Here is a 16560-nt window from a genome sequence, read left to right on the forward strand (position 1 = left end):
GATCTTATGGAAATAAAAACTAACCTTTCAGAGATGAAAAGGAGGGTGCGTCCTGATGGTCCCGATAAAGTGACCGGCCGAATGAAATACCTTACTGATTTATCTTTTCCTAACATGCTATACGGAAAAGTGTTAAGAAGCAAAGAGCCTCATGCTGAAATTGTCTCTATTTCGGTTGATGAAGCGAAAAGTCTTCCAGGTGTAAGGGCTGTTGTGACTTACAAGGATGTCCCCGGTTTGAACGGTTTTGGGCTTATATTTCCCGACCAGCCAGTCCTTTGTGAAGACCGAGTCCGGTATGTAGGGGATGCTCTTGCTGCTGTCGCCGCAGAGACAGAAGAGATCGCCGAAAAGGCTTTACGATTAATTCAGGTGGAATACAAGAAGCTTCCCGTGGTGGATAGTCCTGAAAAAGCCCTGCAGCCAGATGCCCCGCTCCTGCATCCAGGAGGAAACATTCTTCATCATCCCCATTTTAAAAGAGGAAATGTGGACACGGCTTTTCGGTTTTGCACGACAGTTGTCGAGGAAACCTATGAATCTCCAAGACAAATGCACGCCTATATGGAAACCGAGGGTGGTGTGATTGTCCCAGAACCAGATGGGAAATTAACGATTTATGCAGGTACCCAGCATGGTTTTAAAGACCGTTATCAATTAGCAAGAATCCTGGATATGGCAGAGACAGATATCCGAGTGGTTTCCAGTCCTATGGGCGGGTCATTTGGCGGGAAGGATGAATTGAATGTCCAGCCTTACGGGGGGCTGCTTGCTTTAGCCACGAACTGCCCAGTAAAGATTCATAACAGCAGACAGGAGTCGGTAAGAGCGGGTCTCAAACGCCATCCTATGAAAATTACAATGAAAACGGGAGTGGATACGGAGGGGAACCTTGTTGCACACCAAGTGAGAATTATCGCTGATACGGGGGCCTATGCCACATTGGGCCCGGCTGTGTTGGATTTTGCCGTTGAACATGCACCAGGTCCTTATATCATCCCTCATTTGGAAATAGAGGGATTATCTGTTTTTACTAATAACGGAGTGGCAGGTGAATTTCGGGGCTTTGGCGGCAATCAGATTACCTTTGCCTTAGAAGGGCAGATGGACCGTTTGGCAGAGAAACTGCAAATGGATCCAGTCGAATTCCGTTTGAAAAATTTAAGAAAAACCGAGGACCCTGGTCCATTAGGTCAAAAAATAGCACCGACAAATGGGGCATTTGAGGTACTTCGAGCAATTGAACGTTCTTATAACGAAAAAGGTAAGGAGTGGAAGCAGGAGAAGGCCGATAAATGGAAGGCAAGAGGGACGGGCATTGCCCTTACCATGCATGGAGGCGGACTGGGTATCGACCGTATGGATGCTTCGGGAGGCAGGCTGTCTTTTACTAAGGCAGGAAAAATTGAAGCTGCTTTTGGCTTTGAAGAGTGTGGCCAAGGTCTTTTGGCAGTAATTGAAACGTTATTAATTGAGGAATTCGATTGTACTGAAGAAGATATCCGCATTGTTATCGGAGATACCGCTTTGGTGCCTGTCAGCGGTTCATCGACCGCCTCTAGATCAACGAGTATGGTATGGCAGGCCTTGCAGCGAATGAAGGATTCATTTCGGAAGCAAATTCTAGAACTAGCAGAGCTGATTACAGGGATTTCTGCAGAGCAGCTTCATATGGGACCTGGCGGAATATGGATGGGGCAAGACAAGGATTCCTTGGAGCCTTTAATTACTTTTTCCGATTTGGCAGACCAAATGCCAAGCGGCCGTGCGATTAATGTTCATACCTCCTTTAACTTTCCGGCGAGTCCTGATGCAACAGTAGGAGGAAGTCATTTTCTCTATGCCTTTGCAGCTGTGATGGCTCAGGTGGAAGTAGATTTATTAACGGGCAGGGTGAAGGTGGATGCCATCGACCAGTCGGTAGCAGCCGGCCCTGTAGTGAGCTCTTTAGGGTATCTAGGTCAAATTGAAGGCGGGGGCGTGATGGCCTTAGGGTTTACCTTGATGGAGGATGCCATCATGGAGAAGGGAATCTATCTGACTGACAATTTTGATACGTATTTTATTCCTACCATTTGTGATGTTCCCTATAAGACGAATGTTGAGGCAATAGAAACACTGGTAGAAGATGACCCATTTGGGCCGAGAGGGGTAGGGGAAATTGGAACGGTAGCCGTCGCTCCTGCAATTGTACGGGCGATTTATGATGCGACGGGCTGCTGGGTGAATAAATTGCCTGTTTCTCCTGAATTTTTATTAAACTCTATTCATTTAGGGGAGAGGAAACAATGGATATGAAACATACCACACAAAGCGATAATCAGGTAGAATTTCCTAAAATGGATCTTACCTTGACCGTAAATGGTGTTGTTCATCACCTAAGTACGGCACCATCTGCAAGATTGTTAGATATTTTACGAGAGGACTTGGGTTTACCGGGGACAAAAGTGTCCTGTGAGATTGGCCGGTGCGGAGCGTGTGCGGTTCATTTGGATGGCAGATTAGTTAATTCATGTTTGGTGATGGCTTACCAGGCAATTGATACCTCTGTACAAACGATAGAAGGATTGAACAATGCCGAATTCGATCCGATTCAAAGGGCGTTCTTGGAAGAGGGAGGGTTTCAATGCGGGTATTGTACCCCAGGGATGATCATGGCTGTTAAATCACTGATGGAGTCTAATCCGGACCCGGACAAACAACAAATACAGGAGGCACTCGCTGGGAATTTATGCCGTTGTACCGGCTATGGCGGAATTATTCGTGCCGTTGAGAGTGTAATCGCAAGTTTAAAAGTTAAAGAGTTTACTAACATCGAGGAGTGACGTACCAAATGGCTGACGTACTGACCCAAGGAGTGAAGGAAGGGACAAAGACAACAGAGTTATTAGTGACGAATGGGCTTGTTTTTACCGAGGAAGGGTTTCAAGATGCGACAATAAAAATTGTTGGTGAGAAGATTGTTTCTATTGACGTTAATGTTGTCGGTCCGAATATGGAAACCTCAGAAAATATGATTGATGCTAGTGGATGTCTTGTCGTTCCAGGTTTTATTGATGCTCATGTTCATTTTAATGATCCGGGGAGAACGGATTGGGAAGGAATGGAGACAGGCAGCCGTGCGGCGGCAATGGGAGGGACGACCACTATTTTTGATATGCCGCTGAATTGTTCCCCATCGATTATCAATTCACAAAATTTACGTAAAAAGCGGGATTATTTAACTTCTTTATCTTATATTGATTATGCTCTCTGGGGCGGGATGACAGGAACGAATCTCAACAATAAACAGGAATTGGCCCAAATGAGCCAGGAGGTCATTGGCTGGAAGTCCTTTATGAGTGAAAGCGGGATTGATGATTTTAAGTATCTATCACCTCAAGAGGTGAAGCAAGCGATGCAGGCAGCCAAGGAGCATGATCAAATACTTGCCCTGCACGCTGAATGGGAAAAAGATATCGTTAGATTTACAGATATTAATAAAAACCATCCTTCAATGAATGAACGGAGAGCGTTTTTGGCAAGCAGGCCCATTTCTGCAGAAGAGAAGGCTGTTAGCTTTGCATTAGAGCAAGCTGCAAAATATGGCACTGCTGTTCATTTTGTTCATATCAGTTCACCAAAAGTGGTTGGTTTGATTGAACAAGCGAAAAAAAGTGGTGTAAACGTAACGGTGGAGACTTGTCCGCATTATTTAATTTTTGATGAAGAAGATTTTCTTCGTGAGGGAGCGATCCTTAAATGTGCCCCGCCGTTAAGGCCGCGCGAGGAGGTAGAGGGATTATGGGAGTGTATTGCCAACGGTCTGATTGACACGATCGGTTCTGATCATTCCCCATGCCTTCTTTCAATGAAATTAACGGATTCGATTTGGGATGCATGGGGCGGTATCCAGGGGGTTCAATTTACATGGCTGGCAATGATGGATGAGGCTTTAAAGCGCGGCATACCGCTTAAACAGATTCTCCCGTTAGGGACGTCCAATGTTGCAGACCGATTTGGGATAGGGAGCAGAAAAGGAAGAATCAGCCCAGGATTAGATGCGGATTTAGTCTTTATTCGTTTAGATGAAACTACGGTTGCCGGGAAAGAGACGTTTGGTTTTCGAAATGCCTTTTCACCATATGAAGGCAGGGTTTTTTCCACTCAGGTTAAGAAGACCATGCTGCGCGGCAAGGTTATTTATGATCGTCAAGAGGGCGTAATTAATGAAAGAATCGGAGTCTGCCTTTAATGCGGAGGAACCAGGTTAGATATTTTTATATCTGGCCTTTTTTGGTTGTGGTAAAATTTTATAAAAAAGGAGTTTTGGAGAATATGAATATTATCGATCTGCATTGTGATGCCTTAATGAAACTCCAAGAAGCTAATGGCGCATTACGGTTTGCTGATGCGAAGGAACTCCATGCCAATAAGAAACGTTTACAGGCAGGCGGTGTCAGGGTACAGTGTTTTGCCATATTTATCGAGCCAGAGGTTAAAGGAGATCAGAAGTTCCAAGTGGCTCTAGAGCAAATCGATTATTTTTACAAGGAAGTACTCGGGAAAAATCCAGACATGGTCCATATCAAAGAATGGTCGGATTTTGACCGTCTGAAGCTAGGACAGATTGGAGCATTGTTAACGCTTGAGGGTGTAGATGCGATTGGCAATGATTTAGCGAAGCTGCATATTCTCTATCAGCTAGGAGTTCGCTCGGTGGGGCTGACATGGAATCAAGCAAATCTTGCTGCCGATGGTGCAGGAGAACCGCGCGGCGGCGGGCTGACTTTATTCGGTAAAGAGATTGTGGCGTTTAATAATGAGCATCAGGTCCTGACGGATGTTTCACATTTGAGTGATAAAGGAGTTTGGGATGTCTTAGAATTAGCAAAGTACCCGATTGCAAGTCATTCGAATGCCAGAGCCCTCTGTAACCATCCCCGCAATTTAACCGATGAACAGGCGAGAGGGATGTTTGCAAAAGGCGGCTTGATTCATGTCGTTTATCATCCTCCGTTCATTAAGGAGCGTGGGGAAGCGTCGATATCAGATTTAGTGAGGCATATTGACCATTTTTGTGGTTTAGGCGGCGTGAAGCAAATTGGGCTTGGTTCAGATTTTGATGGGATCACTACCTTTGTTAAAGATTTGGAGGATTCCTCTAAAAGTCAAAACCTCATCAATGAATTACTTAAACATTTTAAAGAGGAAGAAGTAAGAGGCTTTGCCAGCGAAAACTTCCTTAACCACCGGCCAGGGCTTGGACGTCCGTGTTAATTCGTATGAAAAGGAGTTATTTCAGTGTATTTAACTATTAAAGAGACAGCAGAATATTTGTCAGTTCCAGAGGAGACCGTTAAGAGCCTCATCCAGCAAAAGAAAATTCGTGCGTTGTTTGACGGGGAACAATACCTCATCTATAAAGAACAATTTGCCACCCATCTTAAACAAGTGGAAAAATACAAAGAACTCATCGAAGAATACCTGAATGAACCAATCCCAGAAAGTATCGACGTAAAGGACGAGGATTAAATGCTGCTGGTGTTGTAAATGGTGCCTGTCACCATTTGCAACACAGCTGCAGTGAGGTGATTAATATGTCTAATCTTTTTCTTAAAAGGATCTATGAACCTTGTGATGAGATGGATGGCATAAGGATATTAGTGGACCGGTTATGGCCTCGGGGGATTTCGAAGGATGCCGCTAAATTGTCTTTTTGGTTTAAAGAGGTTGCGCCCAGTAATGAGCTGCGGAAGTCGTTTTGTCATGTGCCTGAGCTTTTTGAAGAGTTTCGTGTTAAGTATCTTGAGGAACTTGACAGTGATGAGGTAAAACGTGATTTGATCCGGCAGATATTGGAGCTTGCTGAGGAAGATCGGGTAACTCTTTTATATGGTGCAAAGGAGCCTGTTTATAATCATGCGCAAGTGTTAATGGAAGAGCTTAGAAGATGTGAATCGGGGGCGGAGAGCTAATCTGTCCTCATGAGGACAACCAACGTGATTAATTATCAGCCTTCTTGAAGACAAAACTCAGAGATGAACTCGGAGTAGTGTCTTCAATAGGCATGCTTGAGGACAAAATTCAAAGGTGGCCACAGAAAAGTGTCCTCAATAGGTGTGTTTAAGGACAAAATTTCAAAGGTGACCACAGAAAGTGTCTTCAATAGACGTGCTTGAGGACAAAATTCAAAGGTGACCACAGAAAAGTATCTTCAATAGAATGTGCTTAAGGATAAAACTCAGAATCGAACGAAGAAATCAGTCTTCAATATACATCGGGACCGTATAATAACAATCCAGCACTAACTACCACTAAACAAAAAAACGCCTTAAATTATAAGGCGTTTAAATCACATATAAATATACCGATAAGAAATGTGCCAAGGTCCCCAATAAAATAAAAATATGAAAAATCTCGTGAAACCCTAAATACTTTGATTCAAGAAACTTCGGTTTTGCCCCGTAAATCACTCCGCCAATCGTGTAGAAGACTCCTCCAAGAATGAGCAAGAACAACCCAGCAGGATTTAAACTTCCGGTCAATGGTGAGAAGACAAATACAATCATCCAGCCCATTGCAATATACAAGGCCGTTGAAATCCAGCGTGGACATGTAAACCAGACCATTTTAAAAACAACTCCGCTAATCGCAACAGCTGAAATTATCGAAAATAAAAGGGCGCCGGTTTTTCCGCTTAGACTAATAAAACAAAAAGGCGTATATGTGCCAGCAATTAGAATAAAAATCATTGAATGGTCGAGCCGTCGTAGGAAAGCAATCACCTTATCCCGTGCAATGACCATATGGTAAGTTGCTGATGCAGCATAGAGCAGAATCATACTGACGCCAAAAATAATAACCGCGGTAATAGCAAGCGGGGTCGGGGTAGTCATGGACGCCTTAATGACCATTGCCAGCAATCCAACAAACGATAAAATCGCGCCCGCTAAATGAGTTAAACCATTAATGGGTTCCCGAATGTAATTTTGCATTTTATTGCCTCCTAACACGTCATGTAGTTTTAATAACTACTTATAATAATACTCATAAAACAACAACTAGTCAATTGATATCTCTTTATGTATAATAAATATTATCTATTAAATATGGAGGGCACTGAAAAGGTCCCTTATCTTAGGGTGTGTGTCTAAATTGGGCTGTTGATTTCCGCTCCAGGCGGCTTCGCTTTCCACGGGCGTGCCGGGGAGCCTCCTCGGCGCTTTGGCGCCTGTGGGGTCTCCCCTGCCCCGTACTCCCGCAGGAGTCTTCGCCGCCTTCCACTTCAATCAACAGTGTTCTTTTACACAGGCTAAATTTTAATAAAATTGACTTTTTCAGTGCTTTTTAAATAAGTGGGGTTTTTTTATATGGAGAATATTAAACAAATCATTGATTCATTAGGAATCGAAACAAGTTTAAATTTGGAAGAGATTCCCAAGATTGATTTATATATGGACCAAGTCATCCAATTATTTGAAAATAAGTTTAGTGAATCGAAGCGGAATGAAGAGGATAAGATTCTTACAAAAACAATGATTAATAACTATGCAAAAGGGAAATTGATTTTCCCGATTCAGAATAAAAAGTATTCAAAAGAGCACCTGATCTTAATAAGCTTAATTTACCAGTTAAAGGGGGCACTCTCTATTAATGATATTAAGGTGACCCTTAACGGAATAAATAAAAAGATCATTCTAGGGGATATCGATTTAGATTCGTTTTATAAGAGCTATCTGCATCTTACACGACAGAATACAGCAGATTTTAAAACAGCCATTGATGAGAGAGTGAAGGATGTAAAAGAAGAAATTCATGAGGACACACAGGAAGATGCTTCATATTTAGAGAAGGTTATGATGATTTCTTCACTTGTTCATATGAGTAATTTATATCGAAAAGCAGCTGAAAAGCTAGTAGATGAAATCGTTGTTGAAAAAGAAGGAAAGCGTCAAAAATAATGTTTGACGCTTTTTTCATATAGTTCTAATCAGGTCAATAAGTACCAGCTTTAGTTTCTATTTTCACATCAAGCACGCCAGACCCGACCTCAATTTCATCCGGAGAGCAATCTTTAATTTTTATAGAGTCTGCATGATTATCTCCCCCGTAAACTTTTATACATGCCCCGCGATTAGTAAAATCCCTTACTGTTATTCTGTTCATAATCACATTCCTTGCCCGATATTGAACGGCAATCACTGGGTTGTGTTTAAAGTCATAATCAGGATCGCCTATCACAGTGAACCGATTAATCACTACATTTTTATAGGCAGAGATAACCATGGCTCTTGGTGCCGAATCCTTATATAAATTACTATAGACAGGTCCAATGGCAGCGAGATTAGCAGCAATAATATTATAAGCAGATTTGGATTCTGCATCTGTCAGTTTATGGTGACCGATATGGCGGAAGTTATAGGCACGGTTATCGTTAACGGAAATATGGCCATAAATTTGCACGTTGGAAGCGGCAGAAGAATTTTGATGCGCTTTTATTTCGACCCCGCCAAAACATCTTGCACTTGAATTATTCACTAATAAAATATTCCTTGAACCATCATCAATTTCAATTCCATTTGAATTGGAGTAACCCTTTTGATGGGCACGGCCGCTTGGGTCACACATATGGGAATTCGAGATAAAAATATAATCACTGTGGTGGGTTGTAATTCCGTCATCACCAAACCCGTAACCTGTCAACTGATCAAGCCAGACATATTTGCTGCCCCCGCGTGCCCGGTAGCCGTCACCGGCATAATTGTACAGGGTAGAAGAGACATCAAAACAATGAAGACCAGGATTAATTCCTTCGACGTTTTTCACCCAGCCGTAAGTAACATTGGCATAGGTTAAACAGCTTGAATGGTTACCCCATGTACTGGTTTTTGGAACACTGCCAAGTCTTTCAACATTCCAGTCCAAACTTAAGCCCTCGACAAAAAGGTGATGATTACCTCTCCAATGGTTGGCGTTTGTGATTAATCGGGTGCCCTTTGGGGACTCATCATGAAGCTTAATTGTTGTCGTACCCACGCCTGAACCAGCAAGCCATGACCAAGACGGCATCGTGATTCCCTTCGTCACATAAATACCAGGTGGAACAATTACTTTCACCCTGCCGCTTCCGAAAGCCTTTCTAAAAGCAGTGGTACAATCGGTTTTTCCATCCCCAACAGCACCAAAATCTACGACATTTATTTCTTTAGTGATGTTATCTAGTAATCGCTTGTATTCGTTATCTAGCAGGTCTTTCCAATCGGGAACGATATTTCCATCATGGTCCAGTAAAATTCTATCAGGTTTTATAATTTGAGACTTCCTAGCGGTAAGATGAAAAATAGAGCCTTCTAGTTTTTTTATAATAGACAATGATGTGGCAGACGTGGGCTGCGGTACACTTGTAAATCCAAGTGTTTGTTGAAATAAGGATTCTGTTTCTCGGATTAGTTCTTTGATATGTAGTTTGTTTCCGGTGATTTGATTCAGCAGAACTTTATTCTGGCGCGGATCATGGTTCTTATCAAAATTCGGCATTATCATCACTCCGTAATGGCATATTAAAAGTAGTATACCCTTTTCAGGTAATGTGAAAAAGTGCGTAGTTTCACATAATCGTTATCTGATTTCTAAATCTTTTGTGAAATTTTAGCGATTTTTTGGTAATTCAATTTATTTGGTTTACGATGAAGAGGGATACTAATATGTTTTAAGAAGGGAGAGGAAAAAACATGAGGAATCAAAGAACGATTAGCTTTTTGACAGCATTAATTTCTATCATGTCTTTTATTGCAACTGTCTATGCGATTCTTTCAAATCATGGTCAGGGCCGATATGATTACAAGTCAATATTTGGTGAAAACGTAGCAATCTATGGAAAAGGTCTCTATCAGCATGATTCTGTCTCCATTGCCTTGCAGGCCATAGCCCAAGATTACGTGACCTTATTTATAGGGATACCCTTGCTCATTATTTCACTTACGTTAACCAAAAAAGGGTTAGTCAAGGGGAGGCTTCTTCTTACTGGAGCGCTGGGATATTTCCTATACACCTACACCTCTTATTCCTTTCTATCCATGTACAGCTCCATGTTCCTTGTGTATGTCATCATCATGTCAGCGAGCTTCTTTGCTTTTACCCTTGCGATGATGTCCTTTGATATTTCAGAGATGCCAAACTTATTCAGGAAAGAGCTCCCTGTAAAATTCATTAGTGGTTTTTTATTTGTTGTGTCATTTATGTTTGGGGTTATGTGGCTTGGGAAGGTCGTACCTCCAATGATTCAGCATACCCCGCCAGATGGTTTGGGACATTACACAACACTTACCATCCAGGCACTAGATCTTGGATTTGTAATCCCAGTTGGATTCTTGGCCGCAACCCTGCTGATTAAACGGAAACCATTTGGCTTCCTGCTTGCAGCAGTAATTACCTTCAAAGAAGTCACCTTAGTAACGGCCCTTTCCGCCATGGCCATCATGCAGGTCCTTGCCGGAGTGAGAATCAGCCTAATCACCATCCCTATCATCCTCCTCATCAACCTCATTTTTCTCTATACCATGGTACTCATCTTGAAAAACGTAAAAGAGGTGACAGGCACCAATTAAAATAGTAAAAAGCCAAGTTAGTAATATTGTAACTTGGCTTTTTGCTTATTAAACTGCTTTTCTGTGTGGTGTGTTGTCGGTTGGGATCTCGATACGCTGGGGTTTATTTACGATAAAGATGTATGATAATGCCCCGATAAAGAGAATGCTGGCTACAAAGACTAAGGCACCGCTAAAGGAGTTGGTTTTGTTTAATATAAAGCCGATAACAAGTGGTGTAACAATCCCTGCTGTATTTCCGATCGTATTAAAAATACCTGCACTTAATCCAACTAATTCTTTTGGTGCCATATCTCCTACAAGTGTCCAAGTTAGACCAGCCATTCCTTTTGCAAAGAAGGCAATCGACATGATTAGAATGATAGCAAAGGTAGACTGAGTATAGTTTGCTAGAACGATCGTACTTGATAAAAGGAACCCGGCAATAATCGGCGTTTTACGGGCCACAGCCAGTGATTTTCCTCTCTTCAAGAGGGTATCGGAAAGGAATCCACCTAAAATGCATCCAAAGAAAGCCCCAATGTATGGGATTGATGCAGCAAAGCCAGTCTCCATAAGGGTCAAGCCTTTTTCATCTACTAGATAACTAGGAAACCAGGTTAGGAAAAACCAAACAATCGTGTTTAAAGCATATTGACCAATATATATTCCAATCATTTGTCTATTAGTTAATAGAAGGCGGACATGGGACCACTTTACTTTTGTTTTATGAGTCTCTATATTTGCTAAGCCGCCGCCAGAATTAATATAATCGAGTTCGGCCTGATTCACACGAGGATGGTTAGAAGGTTCACGGACAACAATAAACCATAGAATTGCCATGAAGATTCCAGCTGAACCGGCAACAATAAACACATGATTCCATCCAAATGTTTGTAAGATCCAAGCCATTACTGGTGTGAAAAGGGCAAGACCAAAATACTGAGCAGAGTTATAAATGGATACGGCCCGGCCGCGTTCATGCTGTGGAAACCACATCGTTGTTAACCGGCTGTTGCCAGGGAAGGATGGTGCCTCCATAATCCCCACTAAGAATCGTAGAATGAATAACGCTAATAGAGTGCTGATAAAACCTTGAAATAAAGTAAAGGTAGACCATAATAATAAGGCGGTACCATATACTTTACGTGCGCCAAAACGGTCGAGCAGCCAGCCGCCTGGAATGTTAAACATTGTATAGGCCCAGTTAAAGGCTGAAAAGGCTAGTCCGAGTTTTACTGCATCCAAATATAAATCTTCTTTCATGACTGGTGCTGCTACACCCAGTGCGGAACGATCAATATAATTGACTGCTGTAACAATAAATAACATTCCAAGCATGATATAACGAATATTGGTTTTACCAGGAAAAGAATTTACGGATGGTCCCTTATTACTCATCATTTTTTCCTCCTCTAGTATCTAGCTATCATTCAATTAACTTAGATCTCTAGCAATCCTGCCTTACCCTTTAAATTCAACAAGAGCAGCAAGGAGTGCTTTGATGTAGCCGACAGAGTAGGCGTAACCGATGTTGTTATAGTTCCATTTGATGCAAGTGTTAGGCCAGCTTAGGTTCTCGTTGATTTGAACTCCTTCTAAGATCGGAACATGGTCTGGATTTAAACAGCCGTCATAACCGACTTTATCTAACTCAAGCAAAATCTTAAACATATTTAAATCGCCATCATCCAGTAATGCTTCTTCAAATGCCTTCGTTGTAGGGAGACTGCCCCTCACATTGCGGAAATGCACTAAGAAAATTTTGCCCTTTCTTCCATAATGATTGATTTCATTAAGTACTAGCGGACTGCCGCCTTCTTCTGCACGTGTGCCAATGCAGTAAATATAACCAACGTTTTTGCTTGGAAAAGCATCCATTAATCGATGGTAACCAAGCCCGCCAAACAATGTTTCTGGATGTGGTGCATCAGAAGGGTGCATCCCTAACAGCACATTCGCATCTTCGGCCACCGGAACCATTTCACTGTAGGCATCACAGAAACGCTGCCATAATCCTGCATGTTCATCTACAGTGGGGTGTGGGAAGGTTTCTGTTGTAAAACCAAGGCTTTCTCCGCGGGCAACCATACCGCCTCGTTGGATGGATCGATATTTCGTTGTTAAATGTGGAAAGGTATCGCCTTCAAACCGCTGCCTGACCAATGTAATGCCTGCCTCACCAAAGGTCTTAATGGCATTAATCGAGTTTTCTAATTCTTTCTCACTGCCAGCCTGGTTATGTACAAAGCGGCTGGTGAAATCAGGAAGTGTTACCCGGTTAATATCCATGCCAAAAGAACGAATTCTCCGTTTCAATTTCAATAGCTCGTCCAAATCTGGATAGCCTTGTTCCTTTACCCCGGCAAAAGCCGAACCTTTACCAAAATCAATGCAGTCGACCCCTAACTGACATAACTGGCGTAAATCTCCATCTGTTAGGTCTGTCGTATAAGAAGTCATTGAAATCTTCATCATTGCGGCCACGCTCCTTCTGAAATTTTACAAATTTATAAAAATACATCTAAAACGGTTGATTAACAAACTGTTTGTTATACAATCATTTTAATGTGAAATCGCTATCAAGGAAAATATTGGTTTTTTATTAAAAATACAAAAAGATTTTTATAACAAAGTGGGTGCTAGTATGGATTTTCGAGATTTTGAAATCCTGCAAGTTTTATTTGAGGAAAAAAATATAAAAAAAGCGGCCGATCGGTTATTTCTTTCGCAGCCGGCGGTAACATATCGCATTCACCAATTGGAAAAGGATTTAGACATACCGATCCTGATTAGGGGGAATAAGGGAGTTCAATTTACGCTGCAAGGTGAATTTTTAGTAGAGAGTACAAAGAGGCTCTTAGACGAGAGGGACACGATGATTGAGCAGGTTCAAAATATGGCCGATGATGTCCAAGGAACTTTAAGACTTGGAGTTTCAAATAATTTCGCGATCTCCAAGTTTCCACCGATCATAGCAAGTTTTAACAAAGCCTTTCCCAAGGTTAAAATTCAACTAAAAACGGGGCTGGGAATTGAAATTATGAAGCTATTGGAAGAAGGGGAGATACATATTGGTATCGAAAGTGCCGGCCATAAATGGTCAGAGAAGAAGGTGCTGATAGATAGGAGTAAAATTTGCCTAATTTCAAAGGAGAAAATCACTTGGAACGATCTGCCGTCGCAAAACATGATCTCTATTGCGACCCCCTCGATTAAAAAAGTATTCACAAACTGGTGGCCAAGTATGTTTAAGAGGGTCCCAAGTATTACGATGGAAACAGATTATGTGGAGACCTGTAAACGTATGGTGATCAATGGATTAGGTGTTGCCTTTGTACCTGCTTTTAGTTTAGAACCGAATGATCCCTTACATATCCTCGAACTTTCCGATATCTCAAAAGAAGAATATAGGATGGAGAGCTGGATGAATTACCGGGAATCTACGGTAGAGCTTTCCGTAGTAAGAGAATTTATTACCTTTATGAAAGACAGAATTTAAGGAAAAGGATAAATTACAACTAAAAGAAAAATACTAACAAATGTTCGGAGGTGGAAGTGATGGAACAGAAGGATTATGAAAAAATTTACGAAGAGTACAAAGCTCAAAGTGAGCAGCAGGCACAATTGGAAGGTGCCCATGAAAATAGCACTGGTAAAGAGGAATTTGTTGCTGTTAGAAAAAATGATGACGGTGATATCATTGCTTTTAAAACAAGTACGGGCAGGGAGTTAGATTATTTAACTGCGTTAAGTGATGCAAAGGCAGGGAAGCTTGCACATGTTGATGTCTTTCATAAATATGGACGAGATATTATCCGCAGTGAGCCTGACGGCATCAAGGAGAACAATCTTGGGCAGCTGCCTGAATTTTAAAAGAAAAAATGCGCTAGGGCGTGGCCCTGCGCATTTTATTTGCTCAATGCTTCATATTGCTCGATTTTATCTTCGTAAGTTAACGTTACGCCAATTTCATCCCAGCCATTTAACAGCATTTGTTTAGGGTATGGGGCAATATCGAATGTAAGTTCAAAGCCTTCATTGTCGTATACTTTTTGTGCCTCAAGGTCAACTGTTAATGTGTATTCAGTGGTTTCAGCCTTTTTAATAATCGTCTGAACTTGTTCCTCACTTGCTACAATCGCAAGAATCCCATTTTTCACACAGTTGTTTTTAAAAATATCGGCATAGCTTGGAGCGATGATGATTTTGAATCCATAATCCTGAACCGCCCATGGAGCATGCTCACGGGACGATCCGCATCCGAAGTTTTCACCGGCAACTAAGATCGATGCCCCTTGATACTTTGCATCATTAAGTGAAAAATCAGGGCGGGGATTTCCGTTATCATCAAACCGCCAGTTATAAAATAGGAATTGGCCGAATCCACTGCGTTCAATCCGCTTCAAAAATTGCTTAGGGATAATTTGGTCAGTATCAATATTCGTCCGGTTTATTGGATAAACAAGGCCTTGGTGTACGCGTAATGGTTCCATATTAAATTACCTCCTGTGCCGTAAATTGACGGACATCCACAAAATGGCCGGCTACTGCTGCCGCTGCAGCCATTTCAGGGCTTACTAGATGTGTACGGGCACCATTGCCTTGGCGTCCTTCAAAGTTACGGTTAGATGTAGAAGCACAGCGTCCGCCTGGAGGAACAATATCATCATTCATCGCAAGACACATACTGCAGCCTGCTTCACGCCATTCAAATCCAGCATCGATAAACACTTGATCAATTCCTTCTTTTTCAGCGGCAAGTTTAATGCTGAAAGAACCTGGAACGACAATCGCTTTGACACCAGGATTTACTTTGCGGCCGCGAACCACTTCAGCAGCATTACGTAAATCGCTCAATCTTGAGTTTGTACAAGAACCAATAAATACATGATCAATTGCCACACTTGAAAGAGGCTGTCCAGCTTCAAGTCCCATATATTCAAGGGCACGCTTGATTTCGTCTTTTTCACTAGCCTTGTCCGTATGATCAGGGCTTGGCACGTTTGCAGTGACAGGGATACACATACCAGGGTTTGTTCCCCATGTTACCTGCGGTTCAACTTCTGCTGCCTCAATTTCAACGACTGTATCATAGACTGCACCTTCATCCGTTGCAAGAGCACGCCATTTTTCTACAGCTTTTTCAAACTCTTCCCCTTGAGGAGCATGTCTTCGGCCGCGTAAGTATTCAAAAGTCGTTTCATCAGGAGTAATTAATCCAGCTCTGGCACCAGCCTCAATCGACATGTTGCAGACAGTCATGCGCTCATCCATAGAAAGGGCACGGATGGCTTCACCAGTGTATTCAATAACGTAACCAGTACCAAATTGAACACCGAATTTACCAATAATCGCAAGGATTAAATCTTTCGCAGTAACGCCTGTCCCAAGTTTGCCATTTACTTTGACATTAAGGGTCTTTGGTTTTGCCTGCCAAAGTGTTTGAGTAGCAAGAACGTGTTCTACTTCACTTGTACCAATACCAAAGGCAAGGGCACCAAATGCACCATGTGTAGAAGTATGGCTGTCACCGCAGACAATTGTTTTACCAGGCTGGGTAAGCCCTAGCTCAGGACCAATGACGTGGACGATTCCGTTGTCTGGATGATGAATGTCGGCAAGAGTTACCCCGAATTCTTGACAGTTCTTCTGTAAGGTATCGATTTGATTCTTCGAAACAGGATCGTCAATAGTCAGCCTCTGGCGGGTCGGCACATTATGATCCATGGTTGCAAAAGTCAAATCAGGGCGGCGTACTTTGCGCCCGTTCATTCGTAGGCCTTCGAATGCTTGAGGAGAGGTTACTTCATGAACAAGGTGTAAATCAATATATAGTAAATCTGGTTTTCCTTCTTCTTGATGGACAATATGTTGTTCCCAAATTTTTTCAATAATCGTTTTTGGTGTTTTCATAGTACACTTCCTCACTATAAGAGATTTATAGTTTTTATGGATAGAAAAATTGCGGGTAAACCATTTAACCAAACGG

At 42.1% G+C, this 16560-nt stretch carries 16 protein-coding genes; 10 read left to right on the forward strand and 6 right to left on the reverse strand.

All coding sequences use genetic code 11. The features are described from left to right. Positions 1–6: 6 nt before the first annotated feature. The 6 genes from pucD (at position 7) to GXK58_RS14380 (ending at position 5957) form a co-directional block, all read left to right on the forward strand. On the forward strand, positions 7–2298 hold the full coding sequence (pucD, locus tag GXK58_RS14355; RefSeq protein ID WP_160723839.1) for a xanthine dehydrogenase subunit D: 2292 nt from the start codon (positions 7–9) through the stop codon (positions 2296–2298). Further along, complete coding sequence (locus GXK58_RS14360; protein WP_442862480.1) at positions 2295–2825, forward strand: (2Fe-2S)-binding protein; 531 nt, start codon at positions 2295–2297, stop codon at positions 2823–2825. The genes pucD and GXK58_RS14360 overlap by 4 nt, the downstream gene beginning before the upstream one ends. An 8-nt stretch (positions 2826–2833) precedes the next feature. Further along, a complete protein-coding gene (gene allB / locus GXK58_RS14365; protein WP_160723841.1) occupies positions 2834–4234 on the forward strand; it encodes an allantoinase AllB in 1401 nt (466 codons plus the stop codon). 83 nt (positions 4235–4317) lie between these two features. Next, complete coding sequence (locus tag GXK58_RS14370) at positions 4318–5259, forward strand: dipeptidase (protein WP_160723842.1); 942 nt, start codon at positions 4318–4320, stop codon at positions 5257–5259. A gap of 24 nt (positions 5260–5283) precedes the next feature. Then, the gene (locus GXK58_RS14375) at positions 5284–5514 is read left to right on the forward strand and encodes an excisionase family DNA-binding protein (RefSeq protein WP_160723843.1); all 231 of its coding nucleotides are present in this window, start codon (positions 5284–5286) and stop codon (positions 5512–5514) included. Between the two features lie 65 nt (positions 5515–5579). Then, on the forward strand, positions 5580–5957 hold the full coding sequence (locus GXK58_RS14380) for a DUF488 domain-containing protein (RefSeq protein WP_160723844.1): 378 nt from the start codon (positions 5580–5582) through the stop codon (positions 5955–5957). Positions 5958–6329: 372 nt separating this feature from the next. Here GXK58_RS14380 and trhA read toward each other — a convergent pair whose 3' ends face one another. Next, positions 6330–6977 (reverse strand): PAQR family membrane homeostasis protein TrhA, encoded by a 648-nt coding sequence (gene trhA / locus GXK58_RS14385; protein WP_160723845.1) that lies wholly within the window; start codon positions 6975–6977, stop codon positions 6330–6332. Between the two features lie 375 nt (positions 6978–7352). Here trhA and GXK58_RS14390 point away from each other — a divergent pair, with 375 nt between their 5' ends. Further along, complete coding sequence (locus GXK58_RS14390) at positions 7353–7943, forward strand: DUF1836 domain-containing protein (RefSeq protein WP_160723846.1); 591 nt, start codon at positions 7353–7355, stop codon at positions 7941–7943. Positions 7944–7977: 34 nt separating this feature from the next. Here GXK58_RS14390 and GXK58_RS14395 read toward each other — a convergent pair whose 3' ends face one another. Continuing rightward, a complete protein-coding gene (locus GXK58_RS14395) occupies positions 7978–9519 on the reverse strand; it encodes a glycosyl hydrolase family 28-related protein (RefSeq protein ID WP_160723847.1) in 1542 nt (513 codons plus the stop codon). A gap of 194 nt (positions 9520–9713) precedes the next feature. On the opposite strand from GXK58_RS14395, the gene GXK58_RS14400 reads away from it, so the two are divergent. After that, a complete protein-coding gene (locus GXK58_RS14400; RefSeq protein ID WP_160723848.1) occupies positions 9714–10589 on the forward strand; it encodes a hypothetical protein in 876 nt (291 codons plus the stop codon). 48 nt (positions 10590–10637) lie between these two features. Here the strand turns inward: GXK58_RS14400 and GXK58_RS14405 are convergent, their stop codons facing one another. Together GXK58_RS14405 and GXK58_RS14410 are read right to left on the reverse strand one after the other, a co-directional pair. After that, positions 10638–11969: an MFS transporter gene (locus GXK58_RS14405; protein WP_160723948.1), complete on the reverse strand. Its 1332-nt coding sequence runs from the start codon at positions 11967–11969 to the stop codon at positions 10638–10640. Between the two features lie 63 nt (positions 11970–12032). After that, a complete protein-coding gene (locus GXK58_RS14410; protein ID WP_160723849.1) occupies positions 12033–13046 on the reverse strand; it encodes a mannonate dehydratase in 1014 nt (337 codons plus the stop codon). 169 nt (positions 13047–13215) lie between these two features. Here GXK58_RS14410 and GXK58_RS14415 point away from each other — a divergent pair, with 169 nt between their 5' ends. Continuing rightward, a complete protein-coding gene (locus tag GXK58_RS14415; protein WP_160723850.1) occupies positions 13216–14070 on the forward strand; it encodes a LysR family transcriptional regulator in 855 nt (284 codons plus the stop codon). Between the two features lie 59 nt (positions 14071–14129). After that, positions 14130–14444: a DUF3892 domain-containing protein gene (locus GXK58_RS14420; RefSeq protein ID WP_160723851.1), complete on the forward strand. Its 315-nt coding sequence runs from the start codon at positions 14130–14132 to the stop codon at positions 14442–14444. Positions 14445–14479: 35 nt separating this feature from the next. Here the strand turns inward: GXK58_RS14420 and leuD are convergent, their stop codons facing one another. Both leuD and leuC read right to left on the reverse strand, forming a co-directional pair. Next, the gene (gene leuD, locus GXK58_RS14425; protein WP_160723852.1) at positions 14480–15064 is read right to left on the reverse strand and encodes a 3-isopropylmalate dehydratase small subunit; all 585 of its coding nucleotides are present in this window, start codon (positions 15062–15064) and stop codon (positions 14480–14482) included. A gap of 1 nt (position 15065) precedes the next feature. Further along, positions 15066–16484, reverse strand: a complete 1419-nt coding sequence (gene leuC / locus GXK58_RS14430) for a 3-isopropylmalate dehydratase large subunit (RefSeq protein WP_160723853.1) — start codon at positions 16482–16484, stop codon at positions 15066–15068. Positions 16485–16560 lie beyond the last annotated feature (76 nt).

It is taken from the genome of Bacillus sp. USDA818B3_A (genome assembly GCF_009928415.1).
GTDB lineage: Bacteria > Bacillota > Bacilli > Bacillales > Cytobacillaceae > Neobacillus.